The 14,817-nt window shown below is 67.8% G+C and carries 14 protein-coding genes and 1 pseudogene; 10 read left to right on the top strand and 5 right to left on the bottom strand.

The window, feature by feature from the left end:
* Positions 1–124 (top strand): annotated as a pseudogene (locus AC5P6S_RS05955) (IS110 family transposase); the annotation flags it as partial.
* A gap of 305 nt (positions 125–429) precedes the next feature.
* On the opposite strand, the gene AC5P6S_RS05950 reads toward AC5P6S_RS05955, so the two are convergent.
* A complete protein-coding gene (locus AC5P6S_RS05950; RefSeq protein WP_005410386.1) occupies positions 430–1,257 on the bottom strand; it encodes an inositol monophosphatase family protein in 828 nt (275 codons plus the stop codon).
* A gap of 120 nt (positions 1,258–1,377) precedes the next feature.
* Between AC5P6S_RS05950 and AC5P6S_RS05945 the strand changes: the two genes are divergently transcribed.
* The 3 genes from AC5P6S_RS05945 to AC5P6S_RS05935 are packed head-to-tail and all read left to right on the top strand — an operon-like array spanning position 1,378 to position 5,251.
* On the top strand, positions 1,378–2,148 hold the full coding sequence (locus tag AC5P6S_RS05945) for an RNA methyltransferase (RefSeq protein ID WP_005414025.1): 771 nt from the start codon (positions 1,378–1,380) through the stop codon (positions 2,146–2,148).
* A 47-nt stretch (positions 2,149–2,195) separates the two neighbouring features.
* Positions 2,196–3,128 (top strand): phosphate/phosphite/phosphonate ABC transporter substrate-binding protein, encoded by a 933-nt coding sequence (locus tag AC5P6S_RS05940; protein ID WP_049418769.1) that lies wholly within the window; start codon positions 2,196–2,198, stop codon positions 3,126–3,128.
* A complete protein-coding gene (locus AC5P6S_RS05935) occupies positions 3,125–5,251 on the top strand; it encodes a putative bifunctional diguanylate cyclase/phosphodiesterase (RefSeq protein WP_049430192.1) in 2,127 nt (708 codons plus the stop codon). Before AC5P6S_RS05940 ends, AC5P6S_RS05935 begins: the two co-directional genes overlap by 4 nt.
* Positions 5,252–5,316: 65 nt before the next feature.
* Here AC5P6S_RS05935 and epmB read toward each other — a convergent pair whose 3' ends face one another.
* A complete protein-coding gene (gene epmB, locus AC5P6S_RS05930) occupies positions 5,317–6,333 on the bottom strand; it encodes an EF-P beta-lysylation protein EpmB (protein ID WP_062607454.1) in 1,017 nt (338 codons plus the stop codon).
* 120 nt (positions 6,334–6,453) lie between these two features.
* On the opposite strand from epmB, the gene efp reads away from it, so the two are divergent.
* The 5 genes from efp (at position 6,454) to AC5P6S_RS05905 (ending at position 10,714) form a co-directional block, all read left to right on the top strand.
* Positions 6,454–7,020 (top strand): elongation factor P, encoded by a 567-nt coding sequence (gene efp / locus AC5P6S_RS05925; protein WP_005410381.1) that lies wholly within the window; start codon positions 6,454–6,456, stop codon positions 7,018–7,020.
* Positions 7,021–7,220: 200 nt separating this feature from the next.
* On the top strand, positions 7,221–8,564 hold the full coding sequence (locus tag AC5P6S_RS05920; protein ID WP_062607452.1) for a TRZ/ATZ family hydrolase: 1,344 nt from the start codon (positions 7,221–7,223) through the stop codon (positions 8,562–8,564).
* A 25-nt stretch (positions 8,565–8,589) separates the two neighbouring features.
* Complete coding sequence (ubiG, locus tag AC5P6S_RS05915) at positions 8,590–9,306, top strand: bifunctional 2-polyprenyl-6-hydroxyphenol methylase/3-demethylubiquinol 3-O-methyltransferase UbiG (protein WP_012480839.1); 717 nt, start codon at positions 8,590–8,592, stop codon at positions 9,304–9,306.
* Positions 9,303–9,998, top strand: coding sequence for a phosphoglycolate phosphatase (locus tag AC5P6S_RS05910; RefSeq protein WP_099527765.1), 696 nt, complete (start codon positions 9,303–9,305; stop codon positions 9,996–9,998). Before ubiG ends, AC5P6S_RS05910 begins: the two co-directional genes overlap by 4 nt.
* Positions 9,999–10,009: 11 nt before the next feature.
* Complete coding sequence (locus tag AC5P6S_RS05905; RefSeq protein ID WP_012480837.1) at positions 10,010–10,714, top strand: squalene/phytoene synthase family protein; 705 nt, start codon at positions 10,010–10,012, stop codon at positions 10,712–10,714.
* A gap of 105 nt (positions 10,715–10,819) precedes the next feature.
* On the opposite strand, the gene AC5P6S_RS05900 is transcribed toward AC5P6S_RS05905, so the two are convergent.
* Genes AC5P6S_RS05900 through yidD form a run of 3 tightly spaced genes read right to left on the bottom strand, consistent with a single transcriptional unit; the run spans position 10,820 to position 13,270 of the window.
* Complete coding sequence (locus AC5P6S_RS05900) at positions 10,820–11,668, bottom strand: M23 family metallopeptidase (RefSeq protein WP_242874901.1); 849 nt, start codon at positions 11,666–11,668, stop codon at positions 10,820–10,822.
* Positions 11,668–13,014 (bottom strand): dihydroorotase, encoded by a 1,347-nt coding sequence (locus AC5P6S_RS05895; protein ID WP_495204517.1) that lies wholly within the window; start codon positions 13,012–13,014, stop codon positions 11,668–11,670. The genes AC5P6S_RS05900 and AC5P6S_RS05895 overlap by 1 nt, the downstream gene beginning before the upstream one ends.
* Before the next feature lies 1 nt (position 13,015).
* Positions 13,016–13,270 (bottom strand): membrane protein insertion efficiency factor YidD, encoded by a 255-nt coding sequence (yidD, locus tag AC5P6S_RS05890; RefSeq protein ID WP_005414016.1) that lies wholly within the window; start codon positions 13,268–13,270, stop codon positions 13,016–13,018.
* 272 nt (positions 13,271–13,542) lie between these two features.
* On the opposite strand from yidD, the gene dksA reads away from it, so the two are divergent.
* The gene (gene dksA / locus AC5P6S_RS05885; protein WP_049397345.1) at positions 13,543–14,772 is read left to right on the top strand and encodes an RNA polymerase-binding protein DksA; all 1,230 of its coding nucleotides are present in this window, start codon (positions 13,543–13,545) and stop codon (positions 14,770–14,772) included.
* Positions 14,773–14,817 lie beyond the last annotated feature (45 nt).

The following is a 14,817-nucleotide window of genomic DNA, read 5'->3' as shown; positions in this document are numbered from 1 at the left end:
TTACGCTGGCCTGAAGGCCAAGGGCAAAGCGAGCAAGGTGGCGCTCGTGGCGGTCATGCGCAAAATGCTGGTGATCCTCAACGCCCGTAAGCGAGACGCCGAGGTGGCCCTCGGCTGCCCCTGACAAGACAGTTGCTACTGGGTGCAGCTGTGGCATTTGACCTTGGGACCCGCCTTGAGCGAGCCGAGCACCGCAGGTCCGGCGAGGGCGAAGAGGTGCGGGTGTCTGAGCGCAGCGAGTTCCCGCACCGTCCCTCGGCGGGCCGAGGAGCGCAGGGTACCGATGCGCAGCATCGGCTCGCGCCCTGGCGGCGTGTTTCTTTGGTTACTTTCTTTGCACGAGCAAAGAAAGTGACAAGCACGATCACTGCGGATACGAAAACGGCACCTTCGCAGGTGCCGTCTCCATGAACCGCTTTACGCGAAACCTCAGAACTTCGCGTCGAACTCCGCCGCGTAGCCCGTGTTCACCAGCACCTTCTGCAGCGACTCGGCCACCTTCAGGTTGCCGGCAACGATCTGGTGGGTCTCCGGGCCACGGTTGTCCATCCGGCCCAGGGTCGCGCCCTTGAAGTCGCAGACCTTGCCACCCGCCTCGCGGACCAGCAGCAGCCCGGCAGCGATGTCCCACGCCTTCACGCCGGCTTCGAAATAGGCGTCGGCGCGGCCGCAGGCCACGTAGGCCAGGTCCAGCGCGGCCGAACCGGTGCGGCGGATGTCCTCAGCCTGGACCAGCAGGGTGTCGACCGACTTCAGCTGCGCGCTGGCGCGGCTGCGTTCGCGCGGGGCGAAGCCGGTGTGGATCATCGTGCCTTCCAGATCCTTGCGGTCGGCCACGCGGATGCGGCGGTCGTTCAGCACGGCGCCGGCGCCACGGCTGGCGGTGAACAGTTCATTGCGCAGCGGATCGAAGATGACGGCATCGGTCGGCTCGCCGTTCTCGACCAGGGCGATCGACACGCAGTAGTGCGGCACGCCGCGCAGGTAGTTGCTGGTGCCATCCAGCGGGTCGATGACCCACATCTGGCGGCGCTCGCCCTGCACGCCACCTTCTTCACCGAAGATGCCGTAATCCGGGTAGGCGCGCTTGAGTTCCTTGACGATGACCTTTTCCGCGTCCGCATCCACTTCGCTGGCGTAGTCCATCCGGCCCTTCTGCACCACGTTCAGTGCCTCGAGCTTGTTGATGTTGCGCAACAGGACGTTGCCGGCGAGGCGGGCGGCCTTGACCATGACGGTGACGGCGGGTTTCTGCATGGCGTGGGCTCCCGGAAAGGCAGAAGAGATGGACTGGCGGGGGAAAAGAGCGGGTCCGGCGCAGTGGCCGGCCGCACAGTTTACCATTGGTCATCGTCCAGCTCGACCTTTTCCCTGTTCATGTCCCAGTTTCCCGCCGCCACCCGCCTCCGATTCGTCCTGGTCGGTACCCAGCACCCCGGCAACATGGGGGCTGCCGCCCGCGCCCTGAAGACCATGGGCCTGGCCCGCCTGGTGCTGGTCGCCCCCGAAAAGCCGCTGGACGAGGAGGCCTTCCGCCGCTCGGCCGGTGCCGAAGACGTGCTGGGGGACGCTCCGGTGGTGGCTACCCTGGCCGAGGCCGTGGCGGATTGCCGCCTGGTACTGGGTTGCACGGCCCGTGCCCGCCGCGTCCAGCTGGAGGAGTACCTGCCGGCCGATGCCGCTGCCCGTGCGGTGGCCAAGGCGGGCGAAGGTGCCGAGGTCGCACTGGTATTCGGCCGCGAGCGCACCGGCCTGACCAACGAGGAGCTGCAGCTCTGCCACGCCGCAGTGCACATCCCGTCAGACCCGGAGTTCAGCTCGCTCAACCTGGCCGCCGCCGTGCAGGTGCTGGCGTACGAAACGCGCATGCAGCTGCTGGGCGCGCAGCCGGCCGCCGACGCCGAGCCGGGCTTCCGCGAACAGGCCGCCAGCCATGAGCAGATGGAGAGCTTCTTCGCCCAGCTCGGCGACACCCTGGACGAGATCGATTTCCACAAGGGCCGCGCGCCGGAATCGGCGATGCGCAAGCTGCGCCGCCTGTTCCTGCGCAGCGAGCCGAGCGAGCAGGAAGTGCGCCTGTTGCGTGGCATCCTCGCCGACACCCAGCGCATGGCGCGTCTGGCCCAGGCCGGCAGCAAGGACAGCTGACGACGTTCTCATTTTTTCGGGTAGTCTGTCTGGATACCCAGGGGGGGATGACGTCTGTGTCGGGTCTGCGAAAGGCAATGCAGGGGGGACTGCTGAGCCTGGCCATGGTCCTGCTGGCCGGAGCCGTGCATGCAGCACCGGATCCGGTGCTGGTGCTGGGCCGGATCAGCGATGACCCCCAGGCTCACTACGAGCAGCTGCAACCCCTGCTGGACTACGTGGTGGCGCGCATGCATGACGTCGGCATCCAGGAGGGGCGGGTACTGATGGCCCGCGACCCGCAGCAGATGGCCAGCTATCTGCGGCGGGGACGGGTCGACTGGGTCACGGAAACCTCCGGTACGGCGGTGGCACTGGGCCAGCGCAGTGGTGCGCGGCCGCTGCTGTTGACCGAGCGCAACGGGGTGCGCGAATACCAGACGGTGTTCTTCGTGCGCAGCGACAGTCCCATCCAGCGGGTGCAGGATCTGCGCGGCCATCGCCTGGCCCTGCAGAACACGGCATCCACCAGCGCCTACCTGGTGCCGGTGATGACCCTGCTGGACCATGGCCTGTCGCCGCAGATCCTGGCCGGGGTCTGGGACGTGCCCGGGCGTGACAGCGTGGGGTATGTGTTCGCGCGCAGCGAGTTGAACATCGCGACGTACGTGCACAAGGGGATGGCGGATGTGGGGGCGGTGAGCAGCGTGGACTGGAACGACGAGCGGCGGGTGCCGGCTGCATTCCGGCGCGATTTCCGCGAACTGCTGCGCACCGAACCCTACCCGCGTGCGGTGGAGATGGTCCGCGCCGACCTCGATGCCCGGGTGCGCGACCGCCTGCAGGAAGTCCTGCTGCAGGCCGCCAGCGACCCGCAGGCACAGGGTGCGTTGCATCGGTTTTTTGGCACTTCCGGTTTCCACCGTGTCGATGCGCATGCGCAGCAGCGGTTGGATGAATTGAAACAAGGATTGACGCGCGTGCGGATGGAAGTGGAATGAAGTGGCTCGGCTCGGGGATGCAGGCCCGGTTCCTGCTGGCGATGGGCGGAGCGATGGTCGTGGTGGTCGCCATCCTGGCGGTGCTGCTGGGGCGCCAGACGGCGATGCAGAGCGAGGTGCGCACCCTCAGCGGTGGCGTCATCCATGAGTTGTTCGACCGCAGCGTGCGCAGCCGCGGCGAGGCGATGGCACGCGAGTTGTCCGATGCGCTGGCCAACCCGCTGTATTACCGCGACCTGGACCAGGTCGGCGTGCTGGTGCGCAGCACGGCGCGACAGCCGGTGGTGCGCTATGTACTGGTGTTCGACGAGCGCGGCCGGCTGGTGCACGACGGCTCGGTCGAGGTCCCGGGATTCGGCCAGCCGATGGCCGATCCCCTGGCACCCAAGGCTGCGGCGGCGCAGGCCTTGCTGGTGCAGGAATCGCCGAAGGTGCTGGACAACACGATGCCGATCATGGTTGGCAACCAGCGCATCGGCGGCGTCCGCGTCGGCATGGCGCTGGACGAAGTGCAGCAACGCGAACAGGCGGCCAACGCCACCCTTGGCGAGCGCCTGCAACTGGTCGGCAGCCGCCACCTGGGTTGGTTGCTGCTGATGCTGGGGTTGCTGGTGGTGATCGGCGTGGTGGTGATCCTGTACGTGCAGCGCACGCTGGTCGCGCCGATCCGCGATCTGGCCGCGGCCGCGCGCCGCATCGAGGCCGGTGACTACCAGACGCCCCTGGCCGAGAACACCCGTGACGACGAAGTGGGTGAGCTGGTGCGCGGCTTCGCCCGCATGCGCGATGCGATCGCCCGCCATGACCGTGAAGTGCGGCGCATGGCCTATACCGACGCGCTGACCGGGCTGACCAACCGGCTGGCATTCCGCGAAGCGCTGGACCATCGGCTGATGGCGGCGCGTGCCGCCAATCACCGGTTGGGCCTGCTGTTCGCCGACATCGACGATTTCAAGCGGGTCAACGACACGCTTGGCCATGAGGCCGGTGACGAGGCGTTGCTGCAGTTCGCACAGCGCATCGGCCGCGCCGTTGCGGAGGCAGGCGGCGACGAGGCCCTGCTGGCCCGCTTCGGCGGTGACGAGTTCGTGATCCTGGTGGGCGACGGTGATGTGGCCGCCAACGCGCGGCTGCTGGCCGAAGTGCTGGTGCGCGAGCTGGGCAGGCCGCTGGTGGTGCAGGGCAGGGAGCTGTTCCTGGGCACCTCGATCGGCGTGACCCTGTTCCCCGACGATGCGGCCGATGCGACCACCCTGTTGAAAAACGGCGACATCGCCATGTACCAGGCGAAGATGGCCGGCAAGAACTGCTATCGCTACTACAGCCGGGCGATGGACCACGCGGTCGAACGTCGCGTGCATATGGAACAGGAGCTGCGCGGGGCCTGGGAGCGCGGCGAACTGCGCCTGGCCTACCAGCCGATCTTCCGCATGCGCGACCGCCGCATGGTCGGCGTCGAAGTGCTGCTGCGCTGGCAGCATCCGACCTTGGGCACGATTCCGCCATCGGTGTTCATCGAGGTGGCCGAGCAGAGCGGCCTGATCGAGATCATCGGTCCGAAAGTCCTGCGTGCGGCCTGCATGGAGGCCTCGCAATGGCCACGTGGCGTGGCAGGCGACGACCTGTTCGTATCGGTCAACGTGTCACCGCGGCAGCTGCGCGGCGGCGAACTGCCGGCGCTGGTCGCGCAGTGCCTGCATGAGTCCGGGCTGCCAGCGTCGCGCCTGCATCTGGAGCTGACCGAGACCGCGGTGATCGGTGACGAGATGGTCGCCGCGCAGCTGCTGGACAAGCTGCACCGCACCGGCGTGAAGGTCTGGCTGGATGATTTCGGGACCGGCTTCTCTGGGCTCAGTCATCTGCGCCAGGTGCCGGTGGACGGCGTGAAGATCGACAAGAGCTTCGTGGCCGACATGCAGCGGGATCCCGACGACCTCGCATTGACCACGGCGATCATCGCCATGGCCCACGCGCTGGGCATCACGGTGGTGGCCGAGGGCATCGAGCAGCAGGCGCAGTTCGAGCTGCTGGCGCAGCGCGGCTGCGATCTGGGGCAGGGCTACTGGCTGAGCCACCCGGTCACCGCCACCGAAGTGGTGCGGATGATCGAATCGGGCGTTTGACCGATTGACGTTGTGCCGGGGGTCATCCCTTTTCCGCAGGAAAAGGGATGACCCCCGCTACGGAATTACACCGGGCGCTTGCTCGGGTCGCCAGGCAGTTCGCGTACCAGCTTCGGGACCAGATAGCCGGACAGGCGCGCGGTCAACCCGGCAATCAATGCCTTGGCCCGGGTGTCGTCCACTTCGAAGTGGGCCACGCCCTCGACCCGGTCCAGCTGGTGCAGGTAGTAGGGCAGCACGCCGGCGGCGAAGCTGCGCTCGCTCAGGTCCTGCAGGGCCTGCACGCTGTCGTTGACCCCGCGCAGCAGCACCGCCTGGTTCAGCAGCTGGGCGCCGATGCCGCGCAGGCGGGCCATCGCCGCGTCCACGCTGGCATCGAATTCATTGGCATGGTTGGCGTGGACCACGACCGCCAGCGGCCACGGCAGGCTGCCCAGCCAGGTGACCAGTTCATCGTCCACGCGCTCGGGCAGCACGATCGGCAGCCGGGTATGGATGCGCAGGCGGCGGATATGCGGGATCGCGCGCAGGGCGTCGGTCAGCTCGACCAGCTTGTGCGTGGCCAGCGACAGCGGGTCACCGCCGGACAGGATCACCTCGTCGATGTCGGGGTCGGCGGCGATGGCGGCTACGGCCTCCTGCCAGCCGCCCTTGGCAGCGTTTTCCGCGCCATAGTCGAAGTGGCGGCGGAAGCAGTAGCGGCAGTTGATCGCACAGCTGCCCGTCGCCACCAGCAGGGCGCGGCCACGGTACTTCTGGATGACGCCGGTGGCCTTCTTGGCGGCACCATCACCCACCGCATCGAAGCTGAACCCGGGCGCCGGGCGCATTTCCTCGTCGATCGGCAGCACCTGCCGCAGCAGCGGATCGGCCGGATCGCCCTTGCGCATGCGGGCCACGAACCCCTCCGGCACGCGCAGCGCGAACTGGGCCATGGCCGCTTCGGAGACGCCCAGTGCCGCCGGGTCCAGCTGCAGCCGGGCCAGCAGCGCCTGCGGGTCGCGCAGTGCCTGGCGCCAGAGCTGCTGCCAGCGCGCGGGCGCGCCTGGCGACTGGGGCCGGGGGAAGGCGGAAAGCTGCATGGAGAGGGGGCCTGCGGTTATCATGGGGGCAGAAAAACAGTCGCCCACCGGCATCCGGTGGGCTTTCCATTCTAACGGCTCGCCGCACCCGCGGCGTTTTTGCCACTCAGGAGTTTACGCATGGCCAGCTACGGCATGAACGACGTCAAGAACGGGATGAAGATCCTGGTCAACAACCAACCGGCCGTCATCATCGACACCGAATACGTCAAGCCGGGCAAGGGCCAGGCCTTCACCCGCGTGAAGTACCGCCTGATCAAGGACGGCCGTACCCAGGAAGTGACCATGAAGTCGACCGACTCGCTGGATGCAGCCGACGTCGTCGATACCGACATGAACTTCATGTACAGCGACGGCGAGTACTGGCACTTCATGGACCCGGAATCCTTCGAGCAGGTCCAGGCCACCAAGGCCGGCATGGGCGGCGCCGAGAAGTGGCTGAAGGGCGAGGAGTCCTGCGTGGTCACCCTGTGGAACGGTGAGCCGATCTTCGTGCAGCCGCCGAACTTCGTCGAGCTGAAGATCACCGAAACCGATCCGGGCGTCCGTGGCGACACCTCGGGCGGCGGCGGCAAGCCGGCCACGCTGGAAACCGGCGCCGTGGTCCGCGTGCCGCTGTTCGTGAACCAGGACGAAGTGATCCGCGTCGACACCCGTTCGGGCGAATACTCCGCACGCGTCAAGTAATCCGGCGCAGCCGGATTACGATAGTGCCGGCCGCTGGCCGGATACGCGCCATCGCGTTCGCGCTGGCGCTCCCATGATCTGCTTCGGCAGATCATGGGCCCCGCTTCACGGGTCTCCAGACCCCGCCGCTTCGCGGCAGCCCCTGACTCAGGGGCGTGTCCCCCAGAAGTATCTCGCCGCCCCCCAGCCAGTGAGCCCGCATGAGCGATAGCCCGCACCTCCCCGAAGCCTGCGACCTGCTCATCGAAGCCGGTTACGTCGTTCCGATCGAGCCGCATGCGGTGGTGCTGGAAGACCATGCCGTTGCCGTGCGTGGCAGCGAGATCGTGGCCATCCTGTCGCGTGCCGAGGCGCGCGCACGGTTCCGCGCCACCCAGGTGGTCAGCCGCCCCGAGGCGGCGCTGATGCCGGGCCTGGTCAATGCGCACACGCACAACCCGATGACCCTGCTGCGCGGCGTCGCCGACGACCTGCCGCTGATGACCTGGCTGCAGCAGCACATCTGGCCGGTGGAAGCGGCGGTGATCGGCCCCGAATTCGTCGCCGACGGCACCACCCTGGCCATCGCCGAGATGCTGCGCGGCGGCACCACCTGCGCCAACGAGAACTACTTCTTCGGCGATGTGCAGGCCGCCGTCTACAAGAAGCATGGTTTCCGCGCGCTGGTCGGCGCGGTCATCATCGATTTCCCCACCGCCTGGGCCAAGACCGACGACGAGTACTTCGCCAAGGCCGGTGAACTGCATGACCAGTGGCGCACCGATCCACTGATCGGCACCGCGTTCGCGCCGCATGCGCCGTATACGGTCAACGATGCCAACTTCGAGCGGGTGCGGATGCTGTCCGACCAGCTCGACATGCAGGTGCACCTGCACACCCACGAGACCGCGCAGGAGATCAACGATTCGATCAAGCTGCACGGCCAGCGCCCGCTGGCGCGGCTGGATCGCCTCGGCCTGGTCAACGACCGCCTGATCGCGGTGCACATGACCCAGCTGACCGATGCGGAAATCCACCTGTGCGCCGAGCGTGGCGTCAGCGTGGTGCATTGCCCGGAATCGAACCTGAAGCTCGCCTCCGGTTTCTGCCCGGCCTGCGCCCTGCAGCGCGCCGGCGTGAACCTGGCGATCGGCACCGACGGCTGCGCCAGCAACAACGACCTGGACATGTTCAGCGAGAACCGCACCGCGGCGATTCTGGCCAAGGCCGTGGCCGATGACGCCACCGCGCTGGACGCGGCGACCACGCTGCGCGCGTCCACCCTGGGCGGTGCCCGCGCGCTGGGCTTCGGCGAGCGCATCGGTTCGATCGAAGTCGGCAAGCAGGCCGACCTGGTCTGCGTCGACCTGTCCGCACTGGAAACCCAGCCGCTGCACAACGTGCTGTCGCAGCTGGTGTACGCCACCGGCCGCCAGCAGGTCAGCGACGTCTGGATCGCCGGCAAGCCGAAGCTGGTGCAGCGCGAGCTGGTCGGCATGGACCTGCCGGGCATCATCGCCAACGCGCGCCAGTGGCGCGAGCGCATCCGTCATATCCGCGCCTGAACCCCGGCGCCGCAAGGACTCCCTCATGACTGCCCCCCACGCTTCCTCCAATTTCGATCAGGCCGAGCTGGACAAGTTCGCCGCGCTGGCCAACCGCTGGTGGGACGCTGACGGCCCGCAGAAGCCGCTGCATGCGCTGAACCCGGTGCGCCTGAAATACGTGGCCGACCGCGTGCCGCTGCGCGGCGCACGTGTGCTCGACATCGGTTGCGGTGGCGGCCTGTTGAGCGAAGCGCTGGCCCAGGCCGGCGCCGACGTCACCGCCATCGACCTGGCCCCGGAGTTGGTCAAGGTCGCGCGCCTGCATGCGCTGGAAAGCGGCGCCAAGGTCGATTACCGGGTGCAGGCCGCCGAGGACCTGGCCGCCGAGCAGCCGGGCAGCTTCGATGTGGTGACCTGCATGGAAATGCTGGAGCACGTGCCGGACCCGGGCGCGATCATCGAGGCCTGCAAGCGCCTGCTGAAGCCCGGCGGCCATCTGTTCCTGTCGACCATCAACCGCACTGCTACCGCCTTCGCAGTGGCGATTGTCGGTGCCGAGTACGTGGCGCGGCTGCTGCCCAAGGGCACGCACCACTACCAGGAGTTCATCAAGCCGGCCGAGCTGGCGCGCTGGCTGCGCGAGGCCGACATGCAGCTGGTGGACGTCAGCGGCATGGCCTACGAGCCGTGGCGCAACCACGCCCGCCTGAGCAGCCGCACCGACATCAACTACCTGGCCTACGCGGTCAAGCCGGCATGACCTCCGCCCGCTTCCCGCGCGCGGTGCTGTTCGACCTGGATGGCACGTTGCTGGACAGCGCGCCGGACTTCGTCGCCACCTGCAACGCGATGCTGGCCGAACGTGGTCGTGCCCCCATCGATCCGGCCGCACTGCGCCCGGTGGTGTCGAAAGGCTCGCGGGCGATGGTCTCGGCCGCGTTCCCGGAACTGGACGTCGCCGCACGTGACGCGCTGATCCCGGAATTCCTGCAGCGCTATGAAGCGTTGATCGGCCAGCACGCAGTGCTGTTCGACGGCGTGGCCGGCGTGCTCGCCGCGCTGGATGAGGCCGGTACGGTGTGGGGCATCGTCACCAACAAACCCGAGTACCTGGCGCGCCTGATCCTGCCGCAGCATGGCTGGCAGCAGCGCTGCGCGGTGCTGGTCGGCGGTGACAGCCTGGCCGAACGCAAGCCGCACCCGCTGCCGCTGCTGCACGCAGCGCAGGCCATTGGCATTGCCGCCGAAGACTGCGTGTACGTGGGTGACGACGAGCGCGACATCATCGCCGCACGCGCTGCCGCCATGCCGTCGGTGGCGGCGCTGTGGGGCTACCGCCTGCACAGCGACGACCCGCTGGCCTGGCAGGCCGACGTGCTGGTCGAGAACGCCGAACTTCTGCAACTGGCCAGTCTCTGGCCGACCCGGCCGGCAGCCCCGGCCCAGCCGTAAGGAATCACGTAGTGAGCAGTACCGCGCTGGACAGTTTCCTCGACAAGTGGCGCAGCCGTTGGCCGGAATGGTCGGTGGCCGCCCCGTTCGTGGCCGAATCGCAACGCGAGCTTGCCGTGGCGTGGTTCGCGCTGCTGCAGGAGTTCGACGACATGCTCAATACCGGCGGCGATCCGCTGCCGGCCGATGCCAAGCTGGCATGGTGGGGCGAGGAGCTGCGCAGCTGGGCCGGGCATCGTTCGCGTCATCCACTGGGCCGCCTGCTGGAGCCGGTGCGTGCGCCGTGGGCGCAGTTGGCCGAGGCGCTGCCGGACCTGGTTGAAGCACGCACCGTCGCGCTGGACGCCGCCAGTGCCGAGCGTGCGCTGGCCAACTACGCTGAAGCCGTGGCCGCGGTCGAGGCGGCCTTGTTCGCGGACAAGCCGCGCACCGGTGCCGGTCGCGCGGTGCAGCTGCAGACCCTGGCCCAGCGCCTGCAGGATGCCGGCGTGGCCGGTGTGCCGCGCAGCCTGCTGGACGGTGATGCCAGCACGGCTGCACAGCGCTGGGCGCAGCATCTGTTGAAGGGCTGGGGCACGCGCGTGCCCGGCCCGCGCCCGCGCCGTGTGTGGTCCAGCCTGGCGCGCGCCCGCGTTGCCGCGCAGGCCGCAGGCAAGCCGATTGAAGCGACCCCGGTGCGCACCTTGTTGCGCGTGTGGTGGGCCGCGCGCGGTTGATCGATCCGCGCTGTTGACTGCTTCTGGTGGGTGCGGACCTTGGTCCGCACGCTCTGTGAGGTTGTGCCGACCAAGGTTGGCACCCACCAAAGCGCATTGCGCGCGTTACTTGCGTTCCAGTACCAGTAGCGGATCGATACGGGTATCGAACCAGTTCATGCCCCAGTGCAGGTGCGGGCCGGTGGCACGGCCGGTGGCGCCGACCGCGGCGATCACCTGGCCTTGTTCCACACGGTCGCCAACTTTTACGTCGATGCGCGACAGGTGCAGGAAGTTGGAGCTGACCCCGAAACCGTGGTCGAGCAGCAGCGTACCGCCGGTCAGGTACAGGTCCGGCCCGGCGAAGGTGACGATGCCGGCGGCCGGTGCCTTCACCGGGGTGCCGGTCGGTACCGCGACGTCCATGCCGGAATGACCGGCACCGGGCTGCCCGTTGTACACGCGCGCATTGCCGAAGCGACCGCTGATGCGGCCCTGCACCGGCCAGATGAAGGTCTGGGTGAAGTCGGTGCGGTCGTCATCGCGAGCACGCGCGGCGGTCACCTGCGCCTGTTCGCGCTTGATCCGCTCGGCAATCGCCGGCGGCGGATTGACCGTCTTCGGCGGCACGCCGTTGACCCGCTCGGTGGGCCAGTCGCGCGGCGTCACCGCAATGGTCGCGGTCTCGCTGCCACCATCGGGGCGCTGCACCTGCACGCGCAATGGTCCCTTCTCGTCGCGGCCGATGCCGAACACCACGCTGCCGTAGCCGCTCACCCGCAGCTGGCGACCGGCGTACTGCACGCGGCTGCCGGCGGGAACCTTGCCGATCACCAGTGCGCCCTGCGACGCACTGGCCGGGAACACCACGCGGCTGTCGATCAGGCTGCCGATGCCATCCTGCGCGTGAGCCGACGGTACGCTGAGCAGGGGCGCCGCCAGCAGCAGCGCCCCGGTAAATAGTGCCGCGCGCATCAGCGGTCGTAGGTCATGCGCTGGCCGGCGGGCTCGCCCACCAGTTTGCTGCCGTCCCACACCAGCTGGCCGTTCACCCAGGTGGAGGCCACGCGCGAACGGAAGGTCGTGCCTTCGAACGGCGACCAGCCGCACTTGGACAGCACGTCCTCGCGCTTGACGGTGAACGGCACGTCTTCCACAAGCACCAGGTCGGCGAAGTAGCCTTCGCGCAGGAAGCCGCGCTCTTCCACGTCGAACAACTGTGCCGGCGCGTGGGCGAATTTCTGCACCACCTGCTCGCGGGTCAGCTTGCCTTCGTGCACGCGCTCCAGCGCGGCCACCAGCGCGTACTGCACCAGCGGCAGGCCCGACGGTGCCTGCGCGTACGGCTTCTGCTTCTCTTCCCAGGTGTGCGGCGCGTGGTCGGTGGCCAGCACGTCCAGCACGTCGTCGGCCAGCGCAGCGGTGATCGCCTCGCGGTCGGACACTTCCTTGATGGCCGGGTTGCACTTGATCAGGTTGCCCTTGGTCGCATAGTCCGGGCGCGCGAAGTGCAGGAAGTGCACGCAGGTCTCGGCGGTGATCTGCTTGCGGCTGCCGTCGGCGCGGATCAGCGGGCCCTTCTCGAACAGCGCCAGCTCGTCGGCGGTGGAGATGTGCAGCACATGCAGGCGGGTGCCGTGCTTGCGCGCCAGCGACATCGCCAGCCGGGTCGACTTGATGCAGGCCTCGCGCGAACGGATGTCCGGATGCATGTCAGGGGTCAGCGCATCGCCGTACTTTTCCTGGAAGGCCTTCAGGTTGGCATCGATCATCGGCGTGTCTTCGCAGTGCGTGATGATCGGGGTCGGGCATTCGCGGAAGATCGCATCCAGCGTTTCCGGGTTGTCCACCAGCATGTTGCCGGTCGAAGCACCCATGAACACCTTCACGCCCGGGGCCTTTTTTGGATCCAGAGCACGGATCGCGTCGAGGTTGTCATTGCTGGCGCCGTGGTAGAAGCCATAGTTGGCCCAGGCGCGGCCGCGCGCGAGCTCGTACTTGGCTTCCAGGATGGTCGAATCCAGCGTCGGCGGGTTGGTGTTGGGCATGTCCATGAAGCTGGTCAGGCCACCGGCCACGGCCGCGGCCGATTCGCTGGCGATGTCGCCCTTGTGGGTCAGGCCCGGTTCGCGGAAGTGCACCTGGTCATCGATCATGCCGGGCAGCAGCCAGCGTCCGGCCGCATCCACCACCCGCTCGCCGTCCCGCGGCGCCAGCCCGCTGCCGATCTGCGCGATGCGGCCGTTCTCGATGCGCAGGTCGCCGTCGAAGGTGCGGCCTTCGTTGACCATCCGGGCGTTGGTGATGAGGGTGGAGGACATGTCAGTGTTTTCCTGTGCAACGGCAAGAGGGGGCGTTGGGAGACTCGGGCACGGGGTCGAAGCCGCCGGGATGGAACGGGTGGCAGCGACCGAGCCGTCGTGCAGCCAGCCAGCTGCCGCGCAGCGGGCCGTGCCGCGAGATGGCTTCCATCGCGTATTCAGAACAGCTCGGCACGAAACGGCAGCGTGGCCCAAGCAAGGGGCTGATGAAGCGCTTGTAGAAGCGCAGCAGGGCAATGAGCAGGCGCGAGATCACCCAGTCATCTTATGCCAGTTGGCATGAAGGCCGCATTTGTGCAGGATGGGCCGTTGGTCGCATGTCGCCGATGGCCTGCGACCGGTACCAGCACCTGCGGGTGCTGGCCAGGTTCCGTACCGCGCAAGGCGGTCCGTGTTCGTCGGACTGCCTCCAAGGGCGCCTTGACTCCAGGACTGAATGGAGCAGGGTGCCGAGGTTGCTGCTGCGGGTCGGGTAGGCTATAAAGGCCCGCTTTCCCGGGCCCCGGGGAATCCAAGGAAGAGCGTTTCGTGGCTGCTAAAAAAACTGCAAAGAAGGCCGCAACGGCCGCCAAGAAAACCGCCAAGCCTGTTGTGAAGAAGTTGGCGGCAAAGCCCGTTGCCAGGAAACCGGCCAGCAAGCCGGCGACCAAGGCAGCGTCCTCGCAACCGGCGGCCAGGAAGGCCACCGCAAAGAAGACGCCGGTCAAGGCAACTAAGCCGGTGGCGAAGAAGGCTGCTGCGCCCGCCAAGGCCAAGCCTGCCGCTGCCAGCAAGAAGGCGCCGGTGGTGAAGAAGGCCGCCAGCAAGGCTGCCCCGGTGAAGAAGGCTGCCGCCAAGCCAGTGGCGAAGAAGGCAGCAACCAAGCCGGCGCCGAAGGCGGTGGTGAAGAAGGCTGCAGCCAAGCCGGTCGTCAAGCCCGCAGCAAAGAAGGTCGCTGCGGCCAAGCCGGTCGCCACGCCTGCCGCTGTAAAGAAGGTTGCCAAGAATGTTGCCGCGCCGGCCGTAAAGCCGACCCCGGCCCCAGTAGTGAAGTCCGCACCGAAGCCTGCTGCCAAGCCGGCTCCGGCCAAGCCTGTCCCGGCCAAGACCGTGGCAGTGGCAGCAGCCCAACCGGCCTCCAAGCCGGCCCCGGCCGCCGCTCCTGCCGCCTCGAAGGCCCCGCAATCCAAGAATCCCGTGCCCGTTTCGAAATCGCCTGCCAAAACCGCCGTGAAATCCGATTCCGCCCCGAAGACCGTGTCGCGCCCTGTCGGCAAGGTTGCCGTGGCCGTCGCCGCCCGCTCGGCGGCACCGGCCCCGCGCAGCAAGTACAAGGTGGTCGAGTACAAGACCGACGAGGCCACCGGCCGCCCGATCCTGCCGGCTGGCTACAAGCCGTCCTCGGAAGAGGAATACATGAGCCCGCTGCAGCAGGAGTACTTCCGCCAGCGCCTGCAGAACTGGCGCGCGGACCTGGTGGAAGAGTCCAAGCAGACCATCGAGAACCTGCGCGAGGAAGTGCGTGACATCGGCGACGAAGCCGAGCGTGCGACCCGCGAGACCGAGAACTCGCTGGAACTGCGTACCCGCGACCGCTATCGCAAGCTGATCGGCAAGATCGACAGCACCCTGAAGCGCCTGGAAGCGGGCGACTACGGTTACTGCGTCGACACCGGCGAGGAAATCGGCCTGGAGCGCCTGGAAGCGCGCCTCACCGCCGAACGCACCATCGACGCCCAGGAGCGTTGGGAGCACCTGCAGAAGCAGCAGGGCGACTGATTCCCGCTCGTTGTATGGTCATGCAGAAAACCCGGCTTCGGCCGG

The sequence above is a fragment of the Stenotrophomonas sp. YJH_SMC_119 genome (assembly GCF_059368315.1).
This window is presented reverse-complemented; position numbering and strand designations above follow the sequence as displayed.